At 67.8% G+C, this 26007-nt stretch carries 28 protein-coding genes and 2 pseudogenes; 16 read left to right on the top strand and 14 right to left on the bottom strand.

The features are described from left to right. Nucleotides 1-217 precede the first annotated feature (217 nt). The 5 genes from SROS_RS23255 to SROS_RS46155 form a co-directional block, all read right to left on the bottom strand. On the bottom strand, nucleotides 218-1111 hold the full coding sequence (locus SROS_RS23255) for a sensor histidine kinase (RefSeq protein WP_052317024.1): 894 nt from the start codon (nucleotides 1109-1111) through the stop codon (nucleotides 218-220). Next, complete coding sequence (locus SROS_RS49810) at nucleotides 1045-1353, bottom strand: hypothetical protein (protein ID WP_148269172.1); 309 nt, start codon at nucleotides 1351-1353, stop codon at nucleotides 1045-1047. The genes SROS_RS23255 and SROS_RS49810 overlap by 67 nt, the downstream gene beginning before the upstream one ends. Before the next feature lie 155 nt (nucleotides 1354-1508). Continuing rightward, nucleotides 1509-2732, bottom strand: a complete 1224-nt coding sequence (locus tag SROS_RS23250; protein WP_043652743.1) for a Tn3 family transposase — start codon at nucleotides 2730-2732, stop codon at nucleotides 1509-1511. Between the two features lie 139 nt (nucleotides 2733-2871). Beyond that, nucleotides 2872-3456, bottom strand: a complete 585-nt coding sequence (locus tag SROS_RS23245) for a DUF6461 domain-containing protein (protein ID WP_012891358.1) — start codon at nucleotides 3454-3456, stop codon at nucleotides 2872-2874. A gap of 68 nt (nucleotides 3457-3524) precedes the next feature. Next, nucleotides 3525-3797 carry an integrase core domain-containing protein gene (locus SROS_RS46155; protein WP_245564762.1) on the bottom strand — a complete coding sequence of 91 codons (273 nt, stop codon included), beginning with the start codon at nucleotides 3795-3797 and terminating at the stop codon, nucleotides 3525-3527. 313 nt (nucleotides 3798-4110) lie between these two features. On the opposite strand from SROS_RS46155, the gene SROS_RS49805 reads away from it, so the two are divergent. After that, the gene (locus SROS_RS49805; protein ID WP_148269171.1) at nucleotides 4111-4251 is read left to right on the top strand and encodes a Tn3 family transposase; all 141 of its coding nucleotides are present in this window, start codon (nucleotides 4111-4113) and stop codon (nucleotides 4249-4251) included. A 65-nt stretch (nucleotides 4252-4316) separates the two neighbouring features. Here the strand turns inward: SROS_RS49805 and SROS_RS23235 are convergent, their stop codons facing one another. The 4 genes from SROS_RS23235 to SROS_RS23220 form a co-directional block, all read right to left on the bottom strand. After that, entirely contained in the window at nucleotides 4317-4667 is a 351-nt protein-coding gene (locus SROS_RS23235) for a hypothetical protein (RefSeq protein ID WP_012891357.1), read from the bottom strand. Between the two features lie 530 nt (nucleotides 4668-5197). Continuing rightward, nucleotides 5198-5524, bottom strand: a complete 327-nt coding sequence (locus tag SROS_RS23230; protein ID WP_012891354.1) for a hypothetical protein — start codon at nucleotides 5522-5524, stop codon at nucleotides 5198-5200. An 833-nt stretch (nucleotides 5525-6357) separates the two neighbouring features. After that, nucleotides 6358-7245 carry a GNAT family N-acetyltransferase gene (locus SROS_RS53125; protein ID WP_012891353.1) on the bottom strand — a complete coding sequence of 296 codons (888 nt, stop codon included), beginning with the start codon at nucleotides 7243-7245 and terminating at the stop codon, nucleotides 6358-6360. A gap of 140 nt (nucleotides 7246-7385) precedes the next feature. Then, complete coding sequence (locus SROS_RS23220) at nucleotides 7386-7874, bottom strand: hypothetical protein (protein WP_148269170.1); 489 nt, start codon at nucleotides 7872-7874, stop codon at nucleotides 7386-7388. Nucleotides 7875-8219: 345 nt separating this feature from the next. Between SROS_RS23220 and SROS_RS23215 the strand changes: the two genes are divergently transcribed. Both SROS_RS23215 and SROS_RS23210 read left to right on the top strand, forming a co-directional pair. Continuing rightward, the gene (locus SROS_RS23215) at nucleotides 8220-8474 is read left to right on the top strand and encodes a hypothetical protein (protein WP_012891350.1); all 255 of its coding nucleotides are present in this window, start codon (nucleotides 8220-8222) and stop codon (nucleotides 8472-8474) included. A 141-nt stretch (nucleotides 8475-8615) separates the two neighbouring features. Beyond that, nucleotides 8616-8930, top strand: coding sequence for a hypothetical protein (locus SROS_RS23210; RefSeq protein ID WP_148269169.1), 315 nt, complete (start codon nucleotides 8616-8618; stop codon nucleotides 8928-8930). A gap of 93 nt (nucleotides 8931-9023) precedes the next feature. Here SROS_RS23210 and SROS_RS23205 read toward each other — a convergent pair whose 3' ends face one another. Then, complete coding sequence (locus tag SROS_RS23205) at nucleotides 9024-9545, bottom strand: AAA family ATPase (protein ID WP_012891348.1); 522 nt, start codon at nucleotides 9543-9545, stop codon at nucleotides 9024-9026. Nucleotides 9546-9579: 34 nt separating this feature from the next. Next, nucleotides 9580-10592 (bottom strand): annotated as a pseudogene (locus SROS_RS47710) (IS5 family transposase). Nucleotides 10593-11186: 594 nt separating this feature from the next. Here SROS_RS47710 and istA point away from each other — a divergent pair. Further along, nucleotides 11187-12766: pseudogene (istA, locus tag SROS_RS23190) on the top strand (IS21 family transposase). Then, nucleotides 12666-13535 (top strand): IS21-like element helper ATPase IstB, encoded by an 870-nt coding sequence (gene istB / locus SROS_RS23185; RefSeq protein ID WP_179949552.1) that lies wholly within the window; start codon nucleotides 12666-12668, stop codon nucleotides 13533-13535. The pseudogene istA and the gene istB overlap by 101 nt, the downstream one beginning before the upstream one ends. 222 nt (nucleotides 13536-13757) lie before the next feature. On the opposite strand, the gene SROS_RS23180 is transcribed toward istB, so the two are convergent. Both SROS_RS23180 and SROS_RS51110 read right to left on the bottom strand, forming a co-directional pair. After that, entirely contained in the window at nucleotides 13758-13964 is a 207-nt protein-coding gene (locus SROS_RS23180; RefSeq protein ID WP_043652731.1) for a hypothetical protein, read from the bottom strand. A gap of 228 nt (nucleotides 13965-14192) precedes the next feature. After that, nucleotides 14193-14363 carry a hypothetical protein gene (locus SROS_RS51110; protein ID WP_012891346.1) on the bottom strand — a complete coding sequence of 57 codons (171 nt, stop codon included), beginning with the start codon at nucleotides 14361-14363 and terminating at the stop codon, nucleotides 14193-14195. A gap of 482 nt (nucleotides 14364-14845) precedes the next feature. On the opposite strand from SROS_RS51110, the gene SROS_RS54480 reads away from it, so the two are divergent. The 10 genes from SROS_RS54480 to SROS_RS23130 all read left to right on the top strand — a co-directional run bounded on the left by SROS_RS54480 (nucleotide 14846) and on the right by SROS_RS23130 (nucleotide 24719). Next, nucleotides 14846-15283, top strand: coding sequence for a hypothetical protein (locus SROS_RS54480; RefSeq protein WP_425358617.1), 438 nt, complete (start codon nucleotides 14846-14848; stop codon nucleotides 15281-15283). 56 nt (nucleotides 15284-15339) lie between these two features. Then, a complete protein-coding gene (locus SROS_RS23170; RefSeq protein ID WP_012891344.1) occupies nucleotides 15340-16110 on the top strand; it encodes a hypothetical protein in 771 nt (256 codons plus the stop codon). Nucleotides 16111-16590: 480 nt separating this feature from the next. Next, nucleotides 16591-17019: a hypothetical protein gene (locus SROS_RS23165; RefSeq protein WP_012891343.1), complete on the top strand. Its 429-nt coding sequence runs from the start codon at nucleotides 16591-16593 to the stop codon at nucleotides 17017-17019. A gap of 74 nt (nucleotides 17020-17093) precedes the next feature. Continuing rightward, complete coding sequence (locus SROS_RS23160; protein ID WP_012891342.1) at nucleotides 17094-18473, top strand: DUF4331 domain-containing protein; 1380 nt, start codon at nucleotides 17094-17096, stop codon at nucleotides 18471-18473. 25 nt (nucleotides 18474-18498) lie between these two features. Next, nucleotides 18499-19800 (top strand): tetratricopeptide repeat protein, encoded by a 1302-nt coding sequence (locus tag SROS_RS23155; protein ID WP_012891341.1) that lies wholly within the window; start codon nucleotides 18499-18501, stop codon nucleotides 19798-19800. Continuing rightward, nucleotides 19797-21113, top strand: coding sequence for a high-affinity nickel-transporter (locus SROS_RS23150; protein ID WP_012891340.1), 1317 nt, complete (start codon nucleotides 19797-19799; stop codon nucleotides 21111-21113). Before SROS_RS23155 ends, SROS_RS23150 begins: the two co-directional genes overlap by 4 nt. 96 nt (nucleotides 21114-21209) lie before the next feature. Beyond that, nucleotides 21210-21722 (top strand): hypothetical protein, encoded by a 513-nt coding sequence (locus SROS_RS53120; protein ID WP_012891339.1) that lies wholly within the window; start codon nucleotides 21210-21212, stop codon nucleotides 21720-21722. A 150-nt stretch (nucleotides 21723-21872) separates the two neighbouring features. Next, on the top strand, nucleotides 21873-22199 hold the full coding sequence (locus SROS_RS23140) for a hypothetical protein (RefSeq protein WP_012891338.1): 327 nt from the start codon (nucleotides 21873-21875) through the stop codon (nucleotides 22197-22199). A gap of 426 nt (nucleotides 22200-22625) precedes the next feature. Further along, nucleotides 22626-23030: a hypothetical protein gene (locus SROS_RS23135; RefSeq protein ID WP_012891337.1), complete on the top strand. Its 405-nt coding sequence runs from the start codon at nucleotides 22626-22628 to the stop codon at nucleotides 23028-23030. 144 nt (nucleotides 23031-23174) lie between these two features. After that, entirely contained in the window at nucleotides 23175-24719 is a 1545-nt protein-coding gene (locus SROS_RS23130; protein ID WP_012891336.1) for a serine hydrolase, read from the top strand. A gap of 373 nt (nucleotides 24720-25092) precedes the next feature. On the opposite strand, the gene SROS_RS51100 is transcribed toward SROS_RS23130, so the two are convergent. After that, nucleotides 25093-25266, bottom strand: a complete 174-nt coding sequence (locus SROS_RS51100) for a hypothetical protein (protein ID WP_012891335.1) — start codon at nucleotides 25264-25266, stop codon at nucleotides 25093-25095. Nucleotides 25267-25442: 176 nt separating this feature from the next. Between SROS_RS51100 and SROS_RS51095 the strand changes: the two genes are divergently transcribed. Further along, nucleotides 25443-25583, top strand: a complete 141-nt coding sequence (locus SROS_RS51095; RefSeq protein WP_169369350.1) for a hypothetical protein — start codon at nucleotides 25443-25445, stop codon at nucleotides 25581-25583. The last annotated feature ends 424 nt before the right edge of the window (nucleotides 25584-26007 follow it).

Genomic DNA, 26007 nt, shown 5'->3' with positions numbered 1-26007 from the left:
ATCCCAGCGACAACGACTGGGACGACGCGTTCCACCGCGGCCTGGGCTCCCTGATCGACGGAATCCGCGCGAACACCGTCAGGGCCGCGTAGCCAGATTCAGCCCCTGCCCCTTGGAGCAGGCCGCCGCTCCGAACTGACAACCCTGCTCGCCGACGAAGTCGCCGCCCCCGAGATCCGCACTGCCCGACGCTGTCGCGATCGATACTGGCCGGCACTCACCTCAGCCTGCGGCCCGTTTCTGCCGTATTCCGGTGGCACCCCACGTACGCGAGTCGCGCACTGAAGCGTGGGAGGGGTACCCGGCTCGGCCGCGACCACCGTTGGCTTACGTACATGAACGCTGGAGGGGGCCGGAGCGGGGCGGGATCAGTTGGACTGTTGGTGCCAGCGGTCCAGCAGACTGGGGATCTCGCCAAGCAGGAACTCGTAGAAGGCGTGCATCCGGGCCAGGCGCTGATGGGCGGGATCGCTGCTTTCGGTGGCGGCGATCCCGGCGGCCGCGGCCTGGAGCATGGCCGCACCGGTACGTCGTAGTCGAGGACGATCGGCACACTCGAGCGGTCGACCAGCGACTCCAGCGCAGCCGGCAGCCCGCCGTCGTCCAGGGCCACCGGGTAGATCCGCCAGGCCACCTCCCGCAGCTCCTCCAGGGCGCGACGGGATTCCTCCTGCGCCTGCCGGAACAGCGAGGCGGCAGCGCCGGAATCGTCGAGGCGCTGGGCGCGGCCGAGCAACATGCCCAGCGCCACCAGCCGCTGCTGTACCCCGTCGTGCACGTCCCGCTCGATACGCCGCCGCTCGTCGTCGACCGCCTCCAGCACCTCCGCCCGCGTCCGCGACAACTGCTCGACCCTGCGCCGCAACACCTCCTTGCCACTGGGCACCAGGCCCCATACCGCCAGCCGCCGCTCCAGGGTCGCCAGGCCGATCAGGGCCTGCACCGCCAAGAAGACGACGAGCACCACGAACGTCGTCCAGGTGATCGGGTCATACCAGCTCATTTCGGCGCGTTCGCCCGTACCGCCGGACAGCGCCCGCCAGCTCACCGCCACCCAGATCCCGACCAGCACCAGCGCCGCGCCACCGAGCCCGCCCACGATGGCGCGCATCGCCACATACGCCAACGCGCGCCCCCGGCCAGACCAGGAGCGATGGCACCGCCCAGACAGCGATTGACCCGGATCCGATCGGTCGCGGCCAGCCGCCGGGTGCCACGGATCGACCAGCGGCGGCTCACCGGTACGGCAAGCAGCGGCACCGCGATGACGACCCACACCAGCTCGACCAGGGCCATCACCGCCCCGAGCACCAGCCCGACCATGCCTCGTACCGCGACCCACGCCATATCCATGGCCATGAACTCTGGACAGCCGCTCAGCGACAGCGCATTGAGGGTTTCCACAAAGCCGGCCAGTCGCGGCGTCCTGGGCGGGAACCCATCTGCCTTGCCGGCTCACCTCAAGCCAGGCCCCGGCAGGCGGTGCCTGTCAGCCAGGCGCCGCGGCCTCACCCGCGGCTCCACCCGCACCCGTGATCGCGGTCCCGTACACGCGTGCGGCCTCGAACGGGGTGTTGATGATGTTGCTGAGGTGCTCGGCGCGCGAGCCGCTCAGCCGGTTGTGCCGGATCGTGGTGGCCGGATCCCGGATCATCATGGGTCTGATCATCGCCACTTGCCGGTCGAACTGCTCGGACTTCGGGTCGCCGTTGGAACGAGCCGTCACGAGCACATCGAAGGTGTCCATGATTCCGTTGTACGCAGCAGTACCGACACGATTCCGCGTGATCGACGTGTCCAGCACTATCCAGCACGGAGCAGGCGCTGGCCGTTCCGGAGGGGCTGGGGCAGTCTTCCTCCCCGTCATCGTGGCCGCAGGTGGATGAGCGCAACGGCCGCAGTCCCTGGCTGGGGTCGGAGGCGGTGATGGCGTAGCGGCCCAGGCAGTTGGGGTGGGCGTGGCCGAGCGGGGACAGCCGGGCCACGTCCTCATCGGTGATCGAGGCGCCCTCGGAGGCCGACTTCCAGCCCTGGGCGCGCAGGTGGCCGACGATCGCCGACAAGTGCGTCGAATTCCACAAAACCACGGCGCTCACGACCGATCCGAGGGCGGCGAGCCGGCCCTCCTGCCCTTCCCGGTAGGCCTGGCGGATCTTCCCGCCGTTGCCGTGGCAGATCTTGCGGGCGAGCCGGTGGCGGGACTCCTGGATGGACAGCCGGCGGCCGAGAGTGCGGCGGTAGGTATTGTCGATCGGGTCCAGCACCGACAGCAGGTGCAGTATCTTGTCGATCCGGCCGTACTCGGCGAACGCCTGCCCGAGTAGGGTCGGACGCCCGTTACGGGCGAACCCGAGTGGGGTCGGACGGCCATTGCGGGCGAACCCGAGTGGGGTCGGACGCCCGTTGCAGGCGAACATGCGCAGCAGGTCGTAGGTCCGGACCTGGTTGGTGACCAGCGACCCGGCGACGCGGACCATGTCCGGCCACTGCGTGGTGATCTTGCTCGGGTTCACCTTCTGCCGGGCGATCGCCTCCAACAGCCCATACTCGCCGGTGCTACCGTCAGGCAGGTCGGCGCGCCAGAACCGCTGGTCGCCCAGATCGGCGAAGCGGGGCGCGAACCGGTGACCGAGCATCGAGAAGATCCCGAACACCATGTCCGAATCGCCGGCCTGGTAGGTGGTGACCATCTCCGGCTTGGGCCCGGCATCCAGGTTGATCATGCCGTTCACTGAAGCTTTTTCATCCTGGTGGCTTGGTATATAGCGGGTCCGTGCAGAACGGTGCCCCCAGTGAGTCTTGCGGGAGCTTGCAGCGGCGTGATCCACCGGCTGCGACTGGCCCGAGGGGGTCACAGACGATGGATCCTGCTCACCTCGGTTCGGGGATGACTCCGCACAGGTAGGTGGACCCCTCCAGCAGCTCCGGTGTCAGCGTGATGCCGGTGAGATGCTCGGCCAGGAGGAACGCCGGCCCGTCGCTGGGGTAGAGGTGTCTGTAGTCGGCGTCGATCCGCCGCATGCTCTCCATGACCTCCTCCGGCACCTCTTCCGAGCAACCTTCGTCAGCGATGAAGCAGAACCGGATCTCTCCATCGTCGCTCCAGTAGAAGTACTCGATGCCTTCGACGTCGCGGAAGTGGGAGACGAGGCGGGTTCCTGCCGACAACGAAGCGATGTTTGCTTCATCGATGCCGAGCCCGCCGTTGGGCTCGACGACGAACACCCAGTCGCCGATGGTCGTGGCGCCGAGGAAAGCGGTGTTGTAGCTGTGCCTGTAGCTGGTCTCGATCAGCTCCTCAAGCGTCATGGGCGTGAAATCCTCCGGCCGGCCACCGAGCCGGGCCATCAGTTGCTCGGGTGTCAGGCCGCGGACGTAGGTGAAGCAGTAGGCGTCCGCCAGGTCGGGGAAGCGCTCGTAGGAGAACCAGGCATAGTCACCAGGGGTCGCGATCATTTCGTCATGCTCGCAGCGCCGACCGACACAATGAACCTTTGGCAATCCCCTGAAATCGTGGAGACTTTCTATGCGGCGATAGGCTGCTGAAGCCTCACCCTGATGGCCGCCCTGACGGCCGTGATCCGCTGTTCGCAGATGATCGGTGGTAGCCCGTCAGCGCTGCTGTGACGACGGTGGGTGTTGTAGAAACCGGCGATCCAGGTCGCGATCTTCAGCCGGGCCTCGGCGCGGGGGCGAAGCGATACCGGTGAGCGATACCGGTGGGTGAGCTCGACCTTGAGCGTGGCGTTGAACGATTCGGCCGGAGCGTTGTCCAGCGCGCAGCCGTCCCGGCCCATCGACTGCACCACACCTCAGTGGCGGCAGGCAGCCTGGGACCGGGCAGCGGTGTACTCGCCGCCGCGATCGGAGTGGAAGATCACCCCGTCGACGTCGCCGCCTCGGCCGCGTGCTCGGCGGCTCGGCGGCGGCGCCGTTGACTCCGGTCAGCACCGTGACAGTGGAGGCATCGACGACGCTGGCGTAGATCTCGCCCTTCCAGTCGGCCGACTGCTCCAGCGTCGCTTGCGGGACCGATTCCAGCGCGTTGATGCCCGGCTCCAGGGTGATGGTGCAGTGGCCGGCTTTGGTGCGCTGTAGCGAGGCGAGCAGGTGCTGTCCATCACTGCGCGGGAGGCGCACTACGTGTTGGATGACCTTCTGGGCAACGCCACCGACTTGCAGATCAATGAGCACGCGACCGATAGCCATGGCCGCCGCTGCGGCCCGCGCAACTGCCCTGACCGGGGCTGACGCTCTGAGCATGCGTCCCAGCCAGGACAGCGTTGTCACCGGTCAGCCGTGTCGGCCCGGCCGGATCAGCTCTTCCAGTCCGAGCAGGGGTAGCCCCACCCAGGAGTCACTTCGCAGACCCTGATTCTCCAGACGTCCTTGGCCAGGCTCGCACTCGTGCTGGCACCCGCCCCGACGCTGAGCGATCCGCCGGTGCCGTCATAGAACTGCCACTCGATCTTGGCTCCGCTGGGATTGACGGTCCAGACCCAGACCCAGGCCTGGGCACCGTTGGCCGGATCGTTGTCGAACTGACCCTGGCTGTTGTACCACGTGAGGGTGGTGGCGGCTGCGGCAGGGTGCGCGGGGAGAGTCGTGCCGGCGACGGCCACCATCGCCGCGACAGCGGCGGCGCGGGCCAAGCTCTTGAGTTTCATCGTGCCCTTCTCTTGCTTTTTGTGGAGCGGCGGGGGCGGAATCTTCCTCGCCCTTTCGAGGTGAGAAAGTTCGCTCCTGTCGGACAGGAACTGTCCACAGCAAAGACAAGACGGCCTCCCTCGTTTGTGACGGCCCTACGCGGCGAATCTGCTCAGGGCCGCGCCGGAGGTCCGGTCGCCCGAGCAGATGAGGGCGTTCAGCTCACCCAGACGGTGCGGTCCGCCGACCGGTAACCGTTCGCCCAGTTCGCCGGGCGGCCACCGCATCGAGCCAGATCGATCCGCACCCGGATTGGTGAGATCCCGGTTTCCCTCGACGCGCGGTCAGCCGCCTGGTTGGGGTCCCCGTAGTGGTCGCCGAAAATCAGGCGGATATCGCTGACCTGTTCTGATGCGAGGGCGCCGCAGGGGTGTGCCGGTTGGTGGATACGGCGGGCCAGGTCAAGGATGCCGCTGACCTCGCCCGGGTCCTCCGCGTCGACACTGGTCAGCGATATCCGATGGATTTTCGGCAGTTACTACCGGGCCCCCTACCTGGCGCCGATGCTCCACACGTCGCCGAGGCAGACCGGGGGACCATAGGCGTAGGTCCGGCCGCTCGGCGTGACCGCGATGAGAGACTCGCTCTCCTCGCACTCCTGGGCTAACCCGCGCTGAGTGTTCTCACCGGGCTCCAAGGTTTTGAACGGCTGCGGGCTGGGGTCCGTCTGATCCGCACGCCAGGTCAGCGCGACGCGCTCCTTGGTGAGGTTCTCGATGTGGAAGTAGGCGTCATCGCCCTGCTCGATGGTGCATCCGCCCAGGACCGTAATGATAAGCAGCGCGAGGATCGTACGGCCGACACGGTTCGCTCCCATGGGCGTCTCCTAATGTCCCGGACGGCGTTTGTCGCTGGCGCCGCCATCGAATTCTGACGAGCACACACACCGGCTGGCCCCGTATTACCGTACGCCGGGAGTTTAGGGCGTTTCAGGAGGGGCCTTACGCGCGGGCGCGCGCGGCCTCACGGTCGGCCAGGGCACAGATCCAGCGGCGCTAGCTTGCGGGAACTAGCCAGTGCCCGCCCGCGCACCGCGTCCAGCGCCGCCGCCAGATCCTTACCGGCCGGCCCGCGCACCCCATCAAATGTGCCAGCACCTACGCCGCACCCGGGCCCAGCACCCACCCCAGGCCCGCGACCAAGACCACGCCCAGCACCGCGAGCACGAACCGGGGAAAACCTGGCCACAACCTCATGCCTGCCAGGCTGATCGGTCCGCGTGACCTCCACGCCGTGATGGCCGTCAGCGATGACCAATCGTGATCAGCCACGCCCGCGGGCGCCGACCTCGGGGATGAGGAACTTGCGGACAGCTGTTAGCGCTGAGAACGATCTTGGAGTCTCAGTGCTGGAGGGGTGACCAGACAGAACATCTGCCCTGTCCGATCGCTGGAACCGCATCACCGCAGGCCACCGTCTCAGCGCTGGTTCCCGTGCCATTCCGGCCTCGCGTACCGCACGGTGGCCTGTCGCCGAAACCCCGGTCTGTTGAGGCTGCGAACCCCGACGAGAACTTGCGGGAGGCGGTACGGCGTCGAGGGGGACCTCGGTCGAGCAGGGGCGACATCACAAGATCGTTCTCAGCGCCATTGGCTGTCCGTACGTTCCTCGACCCCGTGGTGGCAGGTGCGTTGTGCGCCGGTCATGTTCCTACCCGGCCTCTGGTGCGTCATAGGAGAATTTGTACCCGGTGAAGTCGGCGACGTGGACGTATCCGATGCGCTGGTAGAGGGCGTTGCTGGTGGGGTTGGTCGGGTCCGCGAACAGGACGACGTCCGTCGCGCCCGCGTTCAGCGCGGCCCTGCTCACCTCGACCGTCACGGCGCCTGCGTAGCCGTGGCCCCGGAGGTGGGCCGGGGTGTAGACGGGGTCCACCCGGATCATGCCGCCGACCATAGACGTCGAGCCCGCCAGGGAGACGGGAGTGCCGTCCGGGGCCTCCCAGAAGGTGAAGTACTTGTCCGCGAAACGCGTGTCGGTCCAGGAGTCGGCGTCGATGGCGTCTATGGAGACGGTCTCTCCGACATCGACGCAGAACTCACGGCACCAGTGCACGACCTGCTCGTGGTCCTTCTCGCCCGCGAGGCGGACCCGGCCCTCGGGGCGCGGCTGCGGTGGGGTGAGTGTGCCGAGACGGTAAAGATGGGTTCGCCAGAACGGTGCCGGCGCTGCGCCCATGTGCCGCTGCCATGTCTCGGCGAAAGCGGTGGCGGTGTCGTGGTCCGCGATGACGCCGGAGGGGGAGTGGCCGATGCCGGCCAGGTGAGCGGCGAGGGTGCTGGCCTGCTTGGCAGAGAGCGGGGTGACGCTCAGGAAGCCGCGCGGAGTGCGGTGAAAGATGGCGCGGACCTCGCCTCCTGACTCCAGTCGGCCGAAGACGGTGGCTTCGGCGCCATGTCCGGCCGCCCTGCGTGTTCGCAGTTTCTCGATGTTCGTCAGCGGCGTGTTGTGCAGGGCGGGGCGCGAGCGCAGGAAGTCTCCGGCTCGGGCGAGGAAGTCGTCGACGTCTTCGGTGAGGTGCCAGGCATCCGGGAGCATGCTTCATGATCCCGGATGCCCTCGACTTGGTGAAGGAACTCGACAGATGCTTCCGCGGCGCTTGACCTAGGGAAACGGGTCTACCTTGCGCCCCATCGCGCCAGCCCGAGCGAAGGACCTGATTCAGGAGACTTGCTCCACTAGTTGAAACAGTCCTGCTTGTTGAGCGCGATGCCGTACTGGGTGACCTTGCCGTGCGTGACGCCGAAGGTGTAGTAAGCCTGCTTGTTGCGGGGGACCGTGATCACATAAAAGCCGTGGACGTCTTTCTTGATGTGCGGGTAAGCCGCCTTCACCTGCTTGACGGTGGAGCCGATCTTGATGCCTTCCGGGGTTGTCATGCCCTTCGCGGCGAAGATGGCGGCCAGTCCCACGTTCGGCGAGATGTAGATGCCAACCGAGTCCTTGGGGGTCGGGAACTTCTTCAGGTCCCAGCCGGAGCAGCCGCCGTTGCCCGGCATCTTCTTGACGACATCCCCCGTCGTCTTGGCCTGCTTGACGGTCATGCCGAGCTTGACGGCGCCGTATCCGTAGGGACCCAGCGCCGGCTTCGTCTGGGCGTCCGCTGCGGTAGCACCGGAGACCAGCAGCGAGCCGGCGAGGAGCGAGGCCCCGATCATCGTCTTCATCATGTTCTGCTTTGACTGCGAAACCCCGGTAAAGGTTCTGAGTAGAGCTACTTTTTCCCTGATGACGCCGACCCGGGCGGAGGGCCACGACGGGCAGCGCCGGTCATCGAGGCCAGCGGTTTCGGGTACATGTACCCCATGGCCATCGTGTGGGCGGAGGTGGTCGAGCGGGCCCGGCAAGTCGCCGCGGAGTACGAGACCGCCGTCACACGCCGCCAGCTGCATTAACGCCTCTGTTCGGAAGGTCTGATCCCGAACCAGCCCTGGGCGTACCGGAAACTGTCGTCACACCTGGCGGCTTCCCGCCGGGCGGGGCGCGGGCCTGATCTGGTGGACCCCACGCGGGTGATTCACGTCCCGGTGGCGTGGGCCGACGCGGACGAGCTCGGCATCCACTCTAGCCAGGCCCGCTCCACCGCCCTGTTCCACCTCGCGACCGACCTGCCCGCCGCCGTTCCGGCCCGAATGCTCGGCATCCACATCACGGTGGCCATCGCCTGGCAACGGGCCTCCACCGGCGACTGGATGGCCTATGCCGCCGAGGTCAGCCGGCGACCTCCGAGTGAGGGCACGCCCATTGAAGGAGAGCATCCACAATGAAGTACGACCTACGCGACTGAAAGCCGGCTGACACCGCGCGCCCAGGACAAGCCCTCCCCGATCCACGGCACCGGACTGTCCGCCATCGAGCAGATCCGTCAGGACGAGGTGGTCCTGCGGATAGGCGGACAGGTCATCAACTTGGAATATCCGACGTCGCCAGAGCGCGTCAAGGAAGTACGCCTGCGTGAGGCGGTCGAGCTCGTCACCCAAGTCCGCCGCCTCGAAGGCCGCCTCAGTGAGGCCCCGGGCGAGCAGGTCTGGCGCGAGTCCGGCATCGGCGGCCCCGAGGACACCGAGCAGCTCAAGGCCCGGATCACCACCCTCGAACAGCAGGTCATCGACCTGGAGCTGAAACTCCAAGAACGCGACGACGACCTTGCCGTCGCCCGCGCCGCGAACCGCGAGCTGATGGCCCAGTTCAACCGCCACCCCGACTCATCAAGCAGCCCGTGACCACCTGAAACGCGCGGGCACTGGCTCCCAGCCGCCGCACGGCCGGGAGCCTGCGGAGGGTGTGCCTGTGACTGAGCGCTCCCCGCGCGGGCCTCAACTCTTAACGGCCTCTGCGATCTGCAGGGCGGCCTGGGCAGGCGTGAGGTGCGTGGTGTCGACGATCTCGGCTTCGCCGTGCAGCCACATGCGGGCCGCCTCGGCGTAGGGCTCAAGGTATTTGAGGCGGAAGGGGGAGGGGCCAAGAAGAGCGTCCCCCTCGATGCGCCTGCGGAGGGTGTCCTGGTCAGCGTGGAGGACGAAGTGCCGTATTGGGATGGCATGTTGGGCGAGGCCCGTGCTGATCTCGCGCCAGTACTGCTCGACCAGGACAGTCATGGGCATCACCAGGGTGCCGCCGGTGTAGTCGAGTACGCGGCGGGCGGTCTCGACTACGAGTGGCCGCCACGGTGGCCAGTGCTGGAAGTTGTCCGTCGCGGGCAGCCCTGGCGTGATGTCCATGAGTGTCTCGCCGACCTTCTCGGCGTCGAACACCCGTGAATCCGGGATCAGTTGCTGCACGAGTGCACTGGTCGTCGTCTTGCCTGCGCCGTGGGTGCCGTTGAGCCATACGATCATGGGACCCGACGCTAGGAGCTGTTTGGGGTTCGGATCATGTGGCTGAAGTGAGGAGCTTCAGCCACATGACCGACCCTCGAAGGTAGAGTCCAGCCTCGTAGCTTTCCGGGGCTTTGTCATAGCGGGTCGCCAGACCACGCCATGTCTTGATCTTCTGGAAGCAGCGTTCAACGGTGTTGCGCTCCTTGTAGAGATCGGTGTCGTGGCTGATGGGTCGGCCGCCCCGGCTGCCTTTCTTCTTGCGGTTGGCGGCCTGGTCCTTCTTTTCTGGGATGACTGCCTTGACGCGGCGTTTCCTCAGGTAGGAGCGGTTGGCGCGGGACGAGTACGCCTTGTCCGCGGCGACCGCACCCGGCCGGGTGCGGGGCCGGCCGATCGGACCGGGGATGCGAATCTTGTCCAAGACGGTGATGAACCGCGGGCAGTCGGCGGCTTGGCCGGGCGTGAGCACGAAAGCCAGCGGTAGCCCGGCGGCGTCAACCGCGGCATGGACCTTGCTGCTCAGTCCGCCTCGGGATCGGCCAAGCCCGGCAGCCTTGGCCCGGGCCTCGCGGCGACGCCGCGTGGCAGCACGATTCGGCGCGGGCGACGCGTCCGCGCCGGGTGCGACCTGCGGCGCATCACCCGCAGCACCGGCGGCTGCTGTGCAAGCGGAGCCCCCTTTTCCTCGGTCAGCGCCTGCTCCAGCGCATCCAGACTCTCCCCGGCGACCGCCAGTCCGGCCGACTCCTGATGCGCCCGCACGATTGTTGAGTCCACGCTGACCAGCTCCAACCCGACCTGCCCGCGCGAGGCGGCCTCGGCGATCAGCGCGTCCATCAGAGTCTGGAACACCCCGGCTTTGGCCCAGCCGTTGAACCGGGAGTAGAGCGTGGACCACGGCCCATAGCGTTCCGGGACATCACGCCAGCCGGATCCGGTGCGAAAGCGCCACAGGATTCCGTTGAACTGATCACGCACCCGCCGCGGCAGCGGCCCGGTGGCTGCTACCGGCAGATACGGTTCGATCAACGCCCACTCGGCATCCGTCACATCAAAGCGCGCCACATCCGAGTTCTATCAGCCGCGGCCGGCTCACCACCGGACCTCACCTAGATCCAAACCCCAAACAGCTCCTAGCGCTGCACGGCATGAATCCGCGAGGAGTGCCTGCGCGAAGGCATCGACCCGCACACCGCCGTCGAGGTCGAAGCCCTCCGCCCCGGGCTGCTGCGGCAGCGGCTCGACGAGGCGATCGAGAGCCTGGCCGACGACGTCCGGCAGTGGAACATCGAGTTCAGACGAGTAGCTCCGTGCACCCCACCTGTTGCATCCGCTACAGTGCTCGCGATAGCTCCTGAGCTGCGAAAACTCCAGTCGCATGCTCGCGGCGCCCCGGAGGAACCGCGGCGACTGGGACCGCTCGGGCTCCGATGTCGAGCGGGATCGGCTGGTCAGGTGTCGGCGATCACGTTATTGAGCCGGAAGAGCATGATCGACTTCACTGATTTGAGCCGGGCAGGGGAGCCTCGATCGCGTAATTGAGCCAGGTCAGGACGTGTGCGTGTCGTCTGGACTTGGTCAGTCCTGTCCATGATCCTTTTGGTAGTCCATCAAGGGCTCGCCGAAGAGAGGGCGATCATGGCGCGGAAGGCGTTCCACGTGGTCGACATCGCAGAGATCCTGATGCACTGGCATGCCGGCCGTTCCGTCAGAGAGATCGCCAACAGCCTGGGCGTGTCACGTAACACCGTGGCCAGGTACTTGGCTCCGGCGATCGCCGAGGGCATCACGCCAAGCGACGAACCCCTTACCGCGGAGGAATGGGCCGAGTGGATCCACCTGTGGTTTCCCGCCCTGCGTGACACCAAGCTGCGCCGGACGACTTGGCCGCTGATCGAACAACACCGCGACCACATCACCGAGCAGATCGAACGCGGCGTCACGATCACCACCGTCCACCAGCGGCTGCGCGACGAACGCGGCCTGACCTGCTCGATCTCCGCGATGCGACGGTGGGTTCACGCAATGTGCCAGAAGAGGTCTCCCGCTCGCGGGTGGTGGTGCTGCGGCTGGAACCGGCCCAGCCCGGCCAGGAAGCCCAGGTGGATTACGGGCGATTGGGGGCGTGGGTCGATCCGGCCACCGGCCGTAAACACCAGGTGTGGGCGTTCGCCCTGGTGCTGTGTGCCAGCCGTCACCTGTTCGTCAAGCCGGTCATCACGATGGACCAGCACGCATGGTGCCAAGCTCACGTGGAAGCGTTCGAATTCTTCAAGGGTGTGCCTGCGCGGATCGTCCCGGACAACTTGAAGACCGGAGTGGATCGCCCCGACCTCTACGACCCGAAGATCAACAAGTCGTACGGCGAACTCGGCGCGCACTACCAGCTCCTCATCGACCCGGCCCGCAGCGGCAAACCCCGCGATAAGGCGCGGATTGAACGGCCCATGCCCTACATCCGTGACAGCTTCTGGCGCGGACGAGAAGACAGCTTCGCCTCGGTGGCGGACATGGAGGCCGCGGCGCTGCGCTGGTGCGAACAGGTCGCCGGGCAGCGCCAGTGCCGTCCTTTGGAGGGCGCCGCCCCGCTGACCGTCTTTTGCACGGTCGAACAGCCCACCCTGCGGCCCCTGCCCCGCCATCCCTTCGAACTGTGTCGATGGTTTCGGGCGAAAGTCGGTCCCGACATCCACTGCAGTGTGGACAAGGTGCTGTATTCGGTGCCGTGGAAGTACGTCGGCAAGCACCTGTCGGTGCGGATGACGGTGAACCTGGTGCAGTTCTTCTACGACGGCGACCTGGTCAAGACCCATGTGCGCAAGCCCCGCGGCAAGCAGACCGATCTGGCCGACTACCCGCCGGAGAAGATCGCCTTCAACATGCGCACCCCCGACTGGTGCCGCAGGCAGGCCGAACAGATCGGACCGGCCTGCCTGGCGGTGATCGACGAACTCCTGGCCGACAACGCGCTCTACTACCTGTGCTCAGCCCAAGGGGTGCTGGCGATGGCCGACAAACACAACCCCGAACGGCTGGAAGCCGCCTGCGCCAAGGCGCTGGCCGTGGGCGACCCCTCCCACCGCACCATCAAGGGAATCTTGGCCGCCGAAACCGATCAGGGCGACCAGGCCGCCCGCCATGCCGGTGACGGCGGCGCGGGCGCGTTCCTGCGCGGCCCGCAAGAGCTGTTCAACCACGACGCGGTCGCCCTGGACGCCTGGGACATCCCGGTCTCCTGACTCGCGACGAGGCGCGCTGGACAAGGCTCTCCGCACGCTGCGACTCGGCGGCATGCTCGACACCCTCGACACCCGGCTCAGCCAAGCCCGCGCCGGCGACCTAGGACACATCGAATTCCTGCAGGTGTTGTGTGAGGACGAGATCTCCCGCCGGGAATCGGCCGCGATGGAGCGTCGAGAGCGTCGCGCCCGCTTCGACGAGCCGGTCACCATGGAAGGCTTCGACTTCGCCGCCTCACCCAAGTTGCCCGCCGCTCAGCTACGCGATCTGGGAGCGCTGCGCTGGTTGCACGCCGGAGAGTCCGTGATCTTGTATGGCCCGGTTGGGGTCGGAAAGTCACACATCGCCCAGTCGCTGGGCCAACTCGTCATCCGCCAGGGCATGGACGTCCGCTTCATCAAAACCTCCCGCGCGCTGGCTCACCTGGCAGGCGGGCACGCCGACCAGAGCTGGCGCAAACGCCTGTCCGAACTGACCAAACCCGCCCTGCTCATCCTGGATGACTGGGGCATGCGAGAACTCACCGCCGCCCAAGCCGACGACCTCTATGAACTGGTCTCCGAACGCTCCGGCAAGTCGATGATCCTCACCTCCAACCGGGCCCCGGAGGAGTGGTACAAGCTGTTTCCCAACCCGGTGGTCGGCGAGTCCCTCCTGGACCGGCTGATCAACACCAGCTACCGGATCTTCATGGACGGCCCGAGCTACCGCCCCAACAAACGTCCTGGTCAGAAACCCGCGGCGAACCGGGCCAAGAGCCGTTCCTGAGGCACTCGCCAGCGCTTCCCAGAAGGACGGTCCCCCCGCCCTCCACCTCAGCGTTCATTCCGCATCGCCATGTTCTCGGGGGTCAGAGAGATTAGGAACGGAATCCGGCGTTAGCGGGGTTCCCCCAGGTCAGTCAACCCCAGCTCATGCGCACCCCGGACAACGGCATCCCGCGCAGCCGCTTCCGCCCGCCGGTGCACGTCTCGATCTGGAGCTAGCCTCTCAGCGCCGCGCCCGGAGGTAGGCCCGGATAAAGAAAACGGCGAACCCGGCGGCGGCCGTGGCCAGGGCGGTCATGGCCTGCACGTTGTCCATGAGCGCCGCATAGACCGCCAGCACGAGGGAGACCGCCGCGCCCGTCAGGGAGACCTTCCAGAAAAGGGGCGGCGCGGGCGGCCGCGGAGGGCGGCCGGAAGGCATGATCGTCACCCTTCCCATCCTGCCTCACAAGGCGATCGGGTGCGCGGGCCGATTCCGCACTTCCGGCTCGCAGAATCGTGAGCGCTCGGCCGAACACGCGCTCAGCCAGCTGCCTGCGCACCATTCTCGTCCCGGCACCCCCTGTCGGCCGCCACGAGCGCCAAGCGCCGGACGCGCTCGGTGGCATATCGCCCCTGCCGGGGGGGGACGGGCGGGGTCAAGGACCTGCAGGTCTTCTCAGCCGGCCAGGGGTAGTCCGAAGTCGATCCGTGCAGGGGCGTCCAGGCGGGGGATGAGCAGGCTGCTGTGGGCTTGCATGCCTGGGGTGTCGAGCTTGGCCAGCGGCATGGTCTCGATGTCGACTCTGGTGCTGGTGCTGGTGCTGGAGGCGGCGTGGATGTAGTGCACCGTCCGGAAGACCGCAACGGTAGGGGTTCACTGACCTGGGAGAACCCCGCTATCGTCGGATTCCGTTCCAAATCTCTCTGACCCCCTTCTCCACGCCAAGCACCGCCCGACGATCGCCCTGCGATGGCACAGCTCTGGACAGGGCTGGGGGCGATCGACGCCGCACGACCTCCTTCGTCGGCCGCACGGCAACGATTTACCTTCTCATCCCTCCTGGCTAAGCCGAGGCAATCGAAGCCCCAAGCACAGCGCCGAACCATGGGAAATGCCGTCACAGCGGCAGATATTCGGCATCGACTCCGAACGGGCCGGTGACTACAGGTGGATCAATTCCCTGATCATTGCCCGGCTCAATTAGACGATCGCTGACAGTCAGGACGGGGGCTGCTGGGCTCGCGTCGAGCGGCTGCTGCTCACCCGCGAGCAGGTCGAGGCCTATGGTCTGCCGGCCGCCGAGGGCAAACGCGGGGATCCGCCTGGAGGTGCATCTGATCTGCGACACCTACGGCACGCACAAGACTCCGGCGATCAAGGCGTGGCCGGCCCGCCATCGGCGCTTCCATATGCGCTTCACCCCTACCGGTTCGTCGTGGATCGACCTGGTCGAGCGGTGGTCCGGCTTTCTGGCCGACCAGTTGATCAGGCGCGGAGCCCACAAGAGCGTGCAAAGGCTGAGGGTCGAGCGCCGGAAGTCGTGCGGAGTCCGAGGCGGCTTCATCTCCGCCGCAGTCAACCGCTTCATGACCAGCGTGGTCGCCGAGCTGCGCGGCCGCGCCGACGAGATCACCTCAGTGTTGAACACGTTGGGCTGCACGCGTAGGCGTCGATGTGCTGCACCGCCGCCGAGGCGATGCCCTGTGCTGCCGGTGCCGTCACGATCAACGCTCGCTTCCAGCGGCGACAGCTTCATGTGGTGCTAGGACTACTGTGTGTAATCATAGGGCGAACGCCCCGGTCCCTCGAAGGAGAGCACAGCATGCGCCTGAACCGTGCGGCCCTGGCCGCCGGCGGCACCGCCCTGGCCACCGCCCTGTTGTCCACACAGCCCACCCTGGCCGCCGTCCCGCCCGCCCGCGGCTGCCTCGCCGAGGGGCAGATCGGCAGCTATCTGTCCAAGGACGGCAGCGCGAAGGCCACCTTCTCCACCGAGTTCCTCAACGAGCTGGAGAGGGCCGGAATCAGGTTCCAGGCAGTGGATCCGATCGAGATGATCGACGGCGGCGCGGCCGTCCGAATGCCCATCGGCGAACGGTACGACAACATCGAGACGCCCAGCGGCCGGGTCTGCTACCCCGGCGGGTTCCGCTTCATCAACGACAAGACGGGTGTGACGTACGAGATCAACACCTTCTGGGTGCTGTTCGCAGCCATGAGTGACAGCAAGTTCCTCGCCACCCCGACTGTCAATGGGCAGCCGCGCCCCGGCGGCGAACTGACCATGGTCAACTTCAGCGTCCCGCAGGCTCTGACTCCGGGCAACTTCGTCCCGCACAATGGCGGCGTCGGCCCGCTCAAGGTCATCCTGTCCATGGACCGGGGCTGGTCGGCGGACCTCAACAAGGAACTCGGCACGGCCTTCCTCGGTGGCATGCACTGGGCCGACCTGGACATCGCGTGGCAGGGCCCGCCGAGCCGGCCCGTCCCGTCGGGCGCCTCCCTCGGCATGCTCGGGCTGAAGGTGGTGAGTGACGCTGTTCGAGGTCAGGGTGGCGGCTCCGGGCTCCCCGTGCCGGGCGGCCTCTTCTAGGCGAACGCCGCGGAGCGCTCCGTGCGACAGGGTGCCCGCATCCCATGGATCGCCAGCAATATTTCCTGTGGTTCCCCTTTCGCCGTTACCGCGCCGCAGGTCCATTTCGCATACCCGAATTCAGAATGCGATTTTTTTCTTCAGGCTCCTGGAGTCCTGTTTACAGAGCGTCAGTTGATCACTACTTTGAGCATGTAATCGCAGGTCAGAGTCACTCTTGCGCCTCCTTTCAATGGAAGGTCGATAACTGTGCATGCTCTTGTTCGGATCGGTCGAACACTCGCGATCGGCGCCGCGATATTCGCGGCTGCGCCGGTATCCGCCGCCCATGCCGGCCCATTCCCGCCGCCCCCCGGAGCTCCGTCCATTCAGCCGCCCAGCGCTTCTTGTTTCCAGTTCCCGTACTTCGGCCCGAAGGGACACGCAAACTTCGACTTCGGCCCCGACATCGTCCGACTCCTCGACGAGCGCGGCGTACAGGTGGAGGGCATCGCCCCCATCGAGGCCAAGCCCGGCAACAAGGGCATCTACATGCCCATCGGATGGAAGCGGGACCACATCGATCCATGCAACGGCGTCTACTATCCCGGCGGCTTCGTCTTCAATGACGTCAAGAGCGGGCACACGGCCGCCATCCACGACATCTACCTGCGCCCCGACGGGGCACACGCCCAGGTGGAGATCGACGGGCAGCCTCAGGGTGAGCAGCTTGTGGCCACGTACAAGCTGCACGAGTTCGCCCTGAACGTGCCCACACCCCGTCCGCTCGAAGGCGGGATCGGGCCCAAGCGCTGGCCCTTCTACACCAGCGCGTACCTCAGCCGGACGGTCAGGGACCTGACCGGCATCCCGCTGAACGACGGCGACTACCTGGCCAACCTCGACGCTGTCGTCCAGTACGTGCCGTAGGCGACGCCCCCTGACCTGAGCTTCACCGGGCCGTGCCCGCGGGCACGGCCCGGTACTCGCGAATCGAGAGACAGATGCAACTGACCAGCGCTCGGAGCCGGTGGACGTGGATCGCCGGCGCCTCCATCGCCGTCCTGACGGCCACGGTGCTCCTCGGTCCCACGATGCGTCCGAGCACGGCGACCAGCCACTGGGACGCCCCCGCCACCACCCTCAACAAGCAGATCGACGCCACCGACCTGTACGCCTTCACCAGCCCGGAACGGCAGGACACGGTCACGATCGTGGCCAACTACATCCCTTTCCAGGCGCCGCACAAGCCGTACCAGTTCGACACCGACGCCCGCTATGAGGTGCACATCGACAACACCGGCACCGGCAAGGCCGCCGTCACCTACCGATGGACCTTCGCCAACAAGGGCCTGCCAGTGCCCTCCTTCGTCCGCAAGCGCGAGCACAAGGCCGGCCCGCTGGACTCTCTGGTCGAGCAAAGCTACACGCTGACCAGGCTGCGCGACGGCAAGTCGGAGACCCTGGTCCGCAACGGGTACGCCGCCCCCACCGACATGGGCGCCCTGGCCACTCCCAACTACCCGGCACTGCGCCACAAGGCCGTCGTCGACCTGCCCGGTGGGGGCAAGGTGTTCACCGGCACCGCCGCCGACCCGTTCTACTCCGACAACCACGCCGTCAACCTGCTCAGGTTCGGGCTCCCGTTCTTCCCGGTCAAGACCGGCGTACCGCTGAACGTCAGCTCCCTGGCCCTGCAACTTCCCAAGTCGGAGCTGGCGCTCGGCGGCGACCCGGCCCGCAACCCGGTCATCGGCGTCTGGACCACCGCCTCCCGCAAGTCGAGCGGCCTGCTCGGCTCCGGCTCGGCCGACTACAAGCAGGTCTCCCGGCTGGGCAACCCCAACTTCAACGAAGTGATCATCCCGCTCAAGCAGCGCGACCACTTCAACACCCTGCGACCGGACGGGGACGAGAGCGGCAACCTCGTCGTACCGGCCACGCTCGACCCCGACCAGGCCAAGGTCGTCGCCCAACAGGCCGGCGTCACGGCGCCGCCGGCCCCGCGCAAGGACCTGGAGCAGATCTACCTCACCGGTCTCACCACGCGGGCGGACGGGCCGATCAAGCAGGACCTCAACTCCCACCTGCTCAACCAGGACACCCCGGGCGTCGCCAAGGCGGAAGAACTGCGGCTCAACATGAGCACACCCCTCGCCACCGCACCCGACAAGTACGGCATCCTCAAGGGCGACGCCCAGGGCTACCCCAACGGTCGCCGCCTCATCGACGACGTCGTGACCGTCAACCTGCGGATGCTCCTGGGCGAACCCGCGGGCCGGGGCGCGCCGGGCCTCATCGCCGAGGACAACCCCGCGTTCCTGCTCAAGCCCATCACCGGCAGCTTCCCCTACCTGGCGCTGCCCGTCACCGCCACCGGCTGACCCACCACCGAGGACATCCGATCAGATGAGTCGCGTACGGCGATTGCTGCCCCTGCTGGGATGCGTGCTGCTGGGCTGCGTCCTGCTGACCCTGTACGCCCCCGAAGGACTCCTGCGCCGGGACGAGCCGCCTCCCGTACCGGCAGGCTGGTCACCGTACGACCTGGCCGAATCGATCGAGGCCGCCCAACTGCGCCTGCGCCGTCACCCCGACGATGCGGCGGTCTGGGCGAGCCTCGGCAACATGTACCTGGAGCAGGCCCGCCGCACCACAGACACCGCCTACTACCAAAGGGCCCAAGGCGCGTTCGAACGTTCACTACGCCAGCCGACCGGCGACGGGGAGCCGTACATCGACGCCACGATCGGCATGGGCGCCCTGGCCAACGCCCGGCACGACTTCGCCGGCGCGCTCCGCTGGGCCGAACGCGCCCGCGAGGCCGCGCCGTTCCGCTGGGCCCTGTACGGCGTGCTCACTGACGCCCACCTCGAACTCGGCCACTACGAACAGGCCGAGACCACGCTGCGCCGCATGCTCGACGGCCACCCCGACCTCGCCTCCTTCACCAGAGCCGCCCGCCTGGAACACCTGCACGGCAGGCCCGGCCCCGCCCGCGACCTGCTACACCGCGCCTGCGTGATCCCCGGCGATCCCGCCGAGTACGCCTTCTGCCAATGGCAACTCGGCGAGCTTGCCTGGAACAACGGCGACCCTCGCACCGCACTCACCGCCTACACCCAGGCGCTGGCCGCCGACCCCGAACACGCGTCCGCACGCGCGGGCAAGGCTCGCGCGGAGGCCGCGCTCGGCCACACCGACCAGGCCCTGCGCGACTACGCCACCGCCGTCGCCCGCTCCCCGTCATTCGTCATCGAATATGGAGAGTTGCTCCATCACCTCGGCGACGGAGACGGAGCCAGGCGGCAGTACGCCGTCTTCACCGCCCAGCACAAGCTGCTGGCCGCGAACGGAGACACCGACAACCTGGCCATGGGCACGTTCGAGGCAAACCACGGCGACGCGGACACCGCGGTCCGGCACCTGCGAGCGGAGTGGAAACGGCGCCAAAGCGTCGAGGTCGCCGACGCGCTCGGCTGGGCACTGCACCAAGCAGGCCACCATACCGAGGCCGCCGCCTACACCGCCCGCGCCGACGCGCTCGGCGGGCGCAACGCACTGTTCGCCTACCACCGGGGCGAGATCGAGCACGCGCTCGGGCACACCGCCGCCGCTCGCGCCCACCTCACCAGGGCGATGTCCATCAACCCGCACTTCTCACCGGCCGGGGCAGCGCGGGCTCGGGCCCTGCTGGCAGAGACGCCATGATCACAGCACTCGCCGCCGCCGTGGTGCTGGCCGCGCATCCACTGGGCAACTTCAGCATCAACCACTACGACGGGCTGACGATCCACCGCGACAGGATCGAGCACCTCGCCATCGTGGACCTCGCCGAGATCCCCACCCTGCAACAACCGCCGACCGGCCCCGCGGACACCCACGCCTCTCGCGCCTGCGCCGAGTTGCGTGACGCCGTCCGCTCGCAGGCCGGGGGACGGCCGCTGACCTGGCGTGTCACCACCGCCTCTTTCGTCTACCAGCCGGGCGCCGCCGGACTGCGCACCAGCAGGCTCACGTGCCGTCTGACCGCGTCCTTGCGCGTCGACCGGCCGCTCGCCCTCACCTTCGCCAACACCTACCACGGCGACGCCATGGGCTGGCGGGAGATCACGGCCAAGGGGCACGGCGTGCGCCTGCGCGACTCCACCGTCCCCGCAGACAGCGTGTCCGGCGAGCTACGCGACTACCCCGCCGACCTGCTCAGCTCACCGCTCGACGTACGCCGGGCGCGCCTGACGGTGGAGCCGGGCGATGGCGGCTCCACCGCGCCGGCGGACGTGCCGGGCATGGACGCCGTCACCCGCCACACTGGCCTGCTGGCCGACCGGCTCGACACTCTGATCGGCGCCGACCGGCTGACCGTGCCACTCGGGCTGCTGGCCCTGCTCTTGTCGCTGGTGCTGGGGGCCGTGCACGCGGCGATGCCCGGCCACGGCAAGACCGTTATGGCCGCCTACCTCGCCGGACGGCGAGGTAGGCTGCGGGACGCCGTCACCGTCGCGGCCACGGTCACCACCACCCACACGGCGGGCGTGCTGACCCTGGGGGGGCTGATCACGGTCGCCAGCGCGATCACCGGTGAGGTGGTGCTGGGCTGGCTCGGCGTGGCCAGCGGGCTCCTCATCGCCGTGATCGGCGCCGGCCTGCTCCGCTCCGCCTTCCGTAACCGGCCCCACCACGGACACGGACACGGACACGGACACGGGCACGAGAGGTGGTCGGGTGGGGTCGTGGCGCTGGCGGTAGCCGGTGGGCTGGTGCCCAGCCCGTCCGCCCTGGTGGTCCTGCTCGGTGCGATGGCACTTGGACGCACCGCGTTCGGTGTCCTGACCGTGGTGTGCTACGGACTCGGCATGGCGATAACGCTGCTGATCACGGCGCTCGCCCTGCGCAGGCTGGGCGACCTCACCCTGGCAGGGCGGATGCGGCGGTTGCGCCCGTACAGCGCCGCCATGACCGCCACGCTCGTCCTGCTCGTGGGCATGGGCGTCACGCTGCGCGCAGTGGCCGCCCTCGTATGAACACCACACGCGCTCGAGAAACCTGGTGCTGCGTTCCTCATTGAGGGGTGTGGATACCAGCTGAGCTGGGGGAGTGATGCTTCCAAGGGGGCCATCATGCCGAAGCTGCCGTTCGCGCGCCCGGCGCTGGACGCCGACGAGGAACGCAAGATCCGTAAGCCGGCTGGAGCGCGGCACGCCCCGCGCGGCGGGCATCGACATCCACCGCTCTCAGGTGCGCCGGATCATGGGTACCGAACAGGCGCGCTGGCGGCGCACCCGCTTGTGGACCACCTCCACCGATCCGGACTTCGCCCCATAAAAGCCGAGGTCATCGGCCTCTACACCCGGCCGCCGCCAGGCACCACGGTGATCTGCGCCGACGAACTGGGGCCGGTGACCCCGCGCACCTTCCCGCCCGCGCCCGCCTGGTCACCCGTCGGGCACCGGATCAAAGACCGGCTGGAGTATTCGCGTGGCACCGACAGGACGTGGGCGTACGGCGGTTTACGTATCCACGACGGCACCGAACTCACCTTCTGCGCGCCCTCGCGCGATAGCGACGGCTGGATCCACCTGCTGATTCGGATCGCCACCGCCATCGACCGCCTGGCCCCCCGCAGCCGCTGATGGAGGCGATGGGCTACAAGGACCCCGACGTCGATATATGGCGGAGCACCCTGGCCGATGAGAACGCCACCGAATCTGGGGCTGGACGGAGGTGGAGGACCACGCCGCCGACACCCTGGCCGGCATCACCAACGAGTACAGCGTGACGCCGTGGAAGGGCAGTTCCTGCTGATCAGCCAGGACAGCACGGAGGCCTTCAGCGGCCAGATCAACGCCTTCACCTCGTGTGATCCGTTCGACGGCTTCACCAACAAGACCAGCGTCTACCGCATGCCCGAACCCGGCCTCCTCGGCAGCTATCTCGACCCCGACATCATCTCCTACAACCCGCACGTGCACTACGAGCAGAGCACTGAGGGGTCGCTGCTGATCTCCTACAACGTCAACAGCATGGACAACCGCGTCCAGCCGGACGCCGACCACTACCGCGACCCGAAAATCTACCGGCCACGCTTCTTCAGGGCGACAATCTTTTAGGAGCTGTTCAGAGTTCGGATCATGTGGTTGGGGTGAGGAGTTTCAGCCACCGTATTCCGGTGGCCCCCCATGCGGGCCGGACCCCCTGGTGATCGACAACGGGGTGCTGACGGTGGCGGTCCCACCCCTCTGAGATGGCCCGCAAGATCACCGGAGCCCCCGCCCCAGCTGACCGGCCCTCGCGCTCGCCGTCGACCATGCGGTGTCGTGTCAGCGGCCGCGTCAGGACGGCAACAGCCCGGTATCAGAGCGGTCGGCGATCGTGGATGCCATGAACGGTTCAGCGACTGCGGCCTCAAGGCCGGGTGAGATCGCCTCGGGCGACCCGACCCGAGCAATCCAGATGCCCCGGGCACCAACAGGACCGCATGCCACCATCCGTCCGCTCAATCGGATTTCATAACAGATTCAAAGGAACACACGACTATGTCCATCACCCTTACCGACCAGGACAAGCTCACCCTGCGCACTGCCGCGTGGGGCGCCGTCTCGCTGATGTCCGCCGCCGGTATCGCCGACTCGGCCCACAAGGTCGCCACCCACGGCTCCATCGCCCTGACCTCCGCGACCGGTCTGGTCGGACACGTGCTCGCCAAGGCCCCCAAGGGCGTGAAGTGGGGAAAGTCCACAGCCGCCCTGGCCGACCAGGTGCTGCCGGCCCTGACGGCGTCCATGAGCCTGCTCAAGCAGCAGGCTCCGGCCGAGGCCGACAACTTCCGCAGTACCGTCGTCGTCGCCATCGAAGCAGCCGCCCGGCCCCAGAAGGGCGAGCCCAGCCCCACCATGGCCGAGATGGCCCGCAAGATCACCGCAGCCCTCGACGCCGCTTGACGGCATGCCGACCCGCGTGGAAGCAGCCGGTCACCGGGGTCCTGTCCGGACCCCCATGACGCGGCGGCGTACCGGGTCAGGGAAGAGGGCGAGCCCGGACAGGGCGGCCACGCCGGCTCGCTCACCTGGCCGACGCCCGCCGGCATGGACGACCAGATCCACCCGGACCACACGCTGCGGCTGGTCGCCCGGCTCATCGCCGCCGATGAGGATGTCGAACTGCTCATCGTGCCCGGGGCCGAGCACCAATTCATCGACTGTCTGCTTTACGTCCGCAAGCGCGCCTGGGACTTCCTGGTGCGCGAGCTGATGGGCGCGCAGCCGCCTGCCAACCACCCCGCCCCACCCCCTATCGACCCCGAATCGCTCGGCGAGATCTTCGCCCGAGCGCGACACCGGAGACGAGGAACCATGAAAACCCAATCCCCATCAGCGATCACGGCGACCAGAGCGCGCACCGACAGCGTGCACCGGCGCCCGGTCATCCTCGGCAAGATCTTCCGGCGCGTGGCGGTGCCGGCGCTGGCGGCCGCGCTGCTGGCCGGGGCGGCCACACCCGCGGTGGCCACAGCCGACAGCAGCGCGGCCGTGTCGGAGGCCGCTGCCGGGCAGGATCGCCCGGAGCTGCAGAAGGCCATCCAGGAGATCGTCGATCTCGGTCTCGCCGGGCTGCAGCTGCGTGTGCACGATGAGCGGGGCGAGTGGGTCGGCAGCGCCGGGGTGCGCAAGCTCGGCCAGAGCGCCAAGCCGCCGACGAACGGGCGGTTCTGGACGGGCAGCGCCATCAAGCCCCTCACCGCGACCCTGGTGCTTCAACTGGTGGCCGAAGGCAAGATCGGGCTGGACGCCCCGGTGGCCGGCTACCTGCCCAAGCTCGGGCTGGACCGGCGGATCACCGTGCGGATGATGTTGCAGCACACCACCGGGTTGTTCAACTACACCGGCGACTTCTACGACGGGAAGTACGTGCCGGGGATCCCCGGCAAGGGCAAAGAGTGGCTGGACAACCGGTTCCACAGCTACCAGCCGGAGGAGCTGGTACGGCTGGCGCTGTCCAAGCCGCCGAAGTTCGCGCCGGGGACGGACCAGGACTACGCCAACACCAACTACACGCTGGCCTTGCTGCTGATCGAGAAGGTCACCGGCCGCTCCTACGCCCAGGAGATGAAGCGGCGGATCCTGCGGCCGCTCGGGATGCGGAACACCGTGGTGCCGGGCGACCGGACGCAGCTGCCCGGGCCGCACGCCCACGGCTACTTCCGCTACCAGGACGCCGGCCAGTGGAAGGTGGTCGACGTCTCCCGCCAGAACCCCTCGCTACTGGCCGGCGCCGGCGCACTGATCTCGACCACCCAAGACCTCCAGACGTTCATCTCCGCGCTGATGGGCGGCAAGCTCCTGCCGGCTCCGCTGCTGGCCGAGATGCGCAAGCCGTACGGGAAGCTCGGCTACGGCCTTGGGCTGTTCGTACAGGACCTGGGCCCGAACTGCGGCGGCACCGTCTTCCAGCACAACGGCAGCCCTCCGGAGGGCTACGGGGCGCTGATGTACAGCTCGCCCGACGGAAAGAAGACCCTGACCGCCTCGATGACCACCGGGGACGCCGCAGTCGACCCGGCAGCGCTGTACCCGAAGCTGGTGGACAGGCTCCTCAAGGAGGTGTTCTGCGGCGGGAAGGCCGCGGGCTGACGGGGCCGAGCCGGCCAGGCATTCTCCACCGACTCCCGCCCCCTGGCGGTCGGCGATCCTGCCGGCCGCCAGGGGGCGGGCGGGGAAGTAGAGCCGGAGCATAGGCGCCACGGGCTCACCAGGCCCAGCTCGCTGAGCTCGGCCGGCTGGTCCACAGGCCGCAGACGCCGGGCCGAGCAGGCAGAACCGGAGGCGATCGCCTGCTCGGCGCGCCTTCATGATCGCTCATGTACGTGATAGCAGGGTCGCTGCGGGTGAAGGTCCGCCCGCCGGCTACGTGTCCGGTCGGCGTCGGCGTCGGCGGTCAGTCGTCCGGCATCTGCTCAGCGCGTTCGTCACCCCACCCCGCAGTGATCCGCCCCCTCCCTCCTGGTCAGTCGGGCGAGCCGAGCCAGCCGTGACGGGCCTTGAGCGACAGCAGCGGCCCGGTCCAGCGGCGGATATCGGGCCGCGGGTCGGCGAACGGGTCGATCCATTCCTCATCCGGGCTGAAGCGGTCTTCACCCGGGCCGCCGCGGCAGCGCTTGCCGAACTCGCCGTAGGCCATGTCGTCGGGCTCGATGCGGTACCAGTTCTCATCGCCGTCCCACTTGATCGCGATGGAGTGCTCATACCGGCTGATCCGGACCTTGGGGGGGCCATGCCGGGCAGCCTGCCAGATCCCGCCGCTGCAACCCGGCCAAACAGGGGCTGGAGGATTCCGCGACCTACGGATGTGCCGTTTTGACCGGACCGCCGGAGGCGCTCAACGCCGTGCCCGCCGACCAGTCGCACGCCGACCCCGCAGACGAGGCCGCGCCCGTCGACCAGAGCGTCGCCCAACTGCGCGCCCGCACGGGATGGAGCGCCCCGACCTCCCCGTAGGCCGGCGCCGTCCCACAACGTCAGCCGGCCCGTGAACCCACAAGGTTTGCGCACGCGGCCCACCACGGCCCGCCACGATCCCCTGAACTCGGAGACACCCGCGGGGCCCGCAAGCCAGGGCCGGAGCCATGACCGGGCGACACGTGATTTCAGGAACGACGAATGGCCCCACCCAACGGCGATCGGGTCACGCTGGCGCAAACTCCCACCCGGAAAGATCGCGTTCATCGTGCTCGCGGTGCACCGCCACGACCAGCGGCTAGCCGACATGGCGGCCGGTAATGCAGTGTCGGCCTTCACCGTGCACCGCTGGGTATGCGAGGTCGTCAAACTGCTCGCGGCGCGCGCCCCGCGCCTGGATCGCGCCTTGAACAAGCTCGCCAAGGATGGCGGGCAGGTCGTGCTGCTGGACGGCACCGTCTGT

It is taken from the genome of Streptosporangium roseum DSM 43021, assembly GCF_000024865.1.
Lineage (GTDB): Bacteria > Actinomycetota > Actinomycetes > Streptosporangiales > Streptosporangiaceae > Streptosporangium > Streptosporangium roseum.
This window is presented reverse-complemented; position numbering and strand designations above follow the sequence as displayed.

Excerpts from the sequence above, each read along its gene's own strand:
- SROS_RS23255 (WP_052317024.1), bottom strand. The coding sequence starts at position 1,111 with ATGCGCGCCATCGTGGGCGGGCTCGGTGGCGCGGCGCTGGTGCTGGTC.
- SROS_RS49810 (WP_148269172.1), bottom strand. The coding sequence starts at position 1,353 with ATGGATATGGCGTGGGTCGCGGTACGAGGCATGGTCGGGCTGGTGCTC.
- SROS_RS23245 (WP_012891358.1), bottom strand. The coding sequence starts at position 3,456 with ATGATCGCGACCCCTGGTGACTATGCCTGGTTCTCCTACGAGCGCTTC.
- SROS_RS46155 (WP_245564762.1), bottom strand. The coding sequence starts at position 3,797 with ATGGGCCGGGACGGCTGCGCGCTGGACAACGCTCCGGCCGAATCGTTC.
- SROS_RS23235 (WP_012891357.1), bottom strand. The coding sequence starts at position 4,667 with ATGAAACTCAAGAGCTTGGCCCGCGCCGCCGCTGTCGCGGCGATGGTG.
- SROS_RS23230 (WP_012891354.1), bottom strand. The coding sequence starts at position 5,524 with ATGGGAGCGAACCGTGTCGGCCGTACGATCCTCGCGCTGCTTATCATT.
- SROS_RS53125 (WP_012891353.1), bottom strand. The coding sequence starts at position 7,245 with ATGCTCCCGGATGCCTGGCACCTCACCGAAGACGTCGACGACTTCCTC.
- SROS_RS23220 (WP_148269170.1), bottom strand. The coding sequence starts at position 7,874 with ATGAAGACGATGATCGGGGCCTCGCTCCTCGCCGGCTCGCTGCTGGTC.
- SROS_RS23205 (WP_012891348.1), bottom strand. The coding sequence starts at position 9,545 with ATGATCGTATGGCTCAACGGCACCCACGGCGCAGGCAAGACGACGACC.
- istB (WP_179949552.1), top strand. The coding sequence starts at position 12,666 with ATGCCGGTGACGGCGGCGCGGGCGCGTTCCTGCGCGGCCCGCAAGAGC.
- SROS_RS23170 (WP_012891344.1), top strand. The coding sequence starts at position 15,340 with ATGCGCCTGAACCGTGCGGCCCTGGCCGCCGGCGGCACCGCCCTGGCC.
- SROS_RS23160 (WP_012891342.1), top strand. The coding sequence starts at position 17,094 with ATGCAACTGACCAGCGCTCGGAGCCGGTGGACGTGGATCGCCGGCGCC.
- SROS_RS23155 (WP_012891341.1), top strand. The coding sequence starts at position 18,499 with ATGAGTCGCGTACGGCGATTGCTGCCCCTGCTGGGATGCGTGCTGCTG.
- SROS_RS23150 (WP_012891340.1), top strand. The coding sequence starts at position 19,797 with ATGATCACAGCACTCGCCGCCGCCGTGGTGCTGGCCGCGCATCCACTG.
- SROS_RS53120 (WP_012891339.1), top strand. The coding sequence starts at position 21,210 with ATGCCGAAGCTGCCGTTCGCGCGCCCGGCGCTGGACGCCGACGAGGAA.
- SROS_RS23135 (WP_012891337.1), top strand. The coding sequence starts at position 22,626 with ATGTCCATCACCCTTACCGACCAGGACAAGCTCACCCTGCGCACTGCC.
- SROS_RS23130 (WP_012891336.1), top strand. The coding sequence starts at position 23,175 with ATGGACGACCAGATCCACCCGGACCACACGCTGCGGCTGGTCGCCCGG.
- SROS_RS51100 (WP_012891335.1), bottom strand. The coding sequence starts at position 25,266 with ATGGCCTACGGCGAGTTCGGCAAGCGCTGCCGCGGCGGCCCGGGTGAA.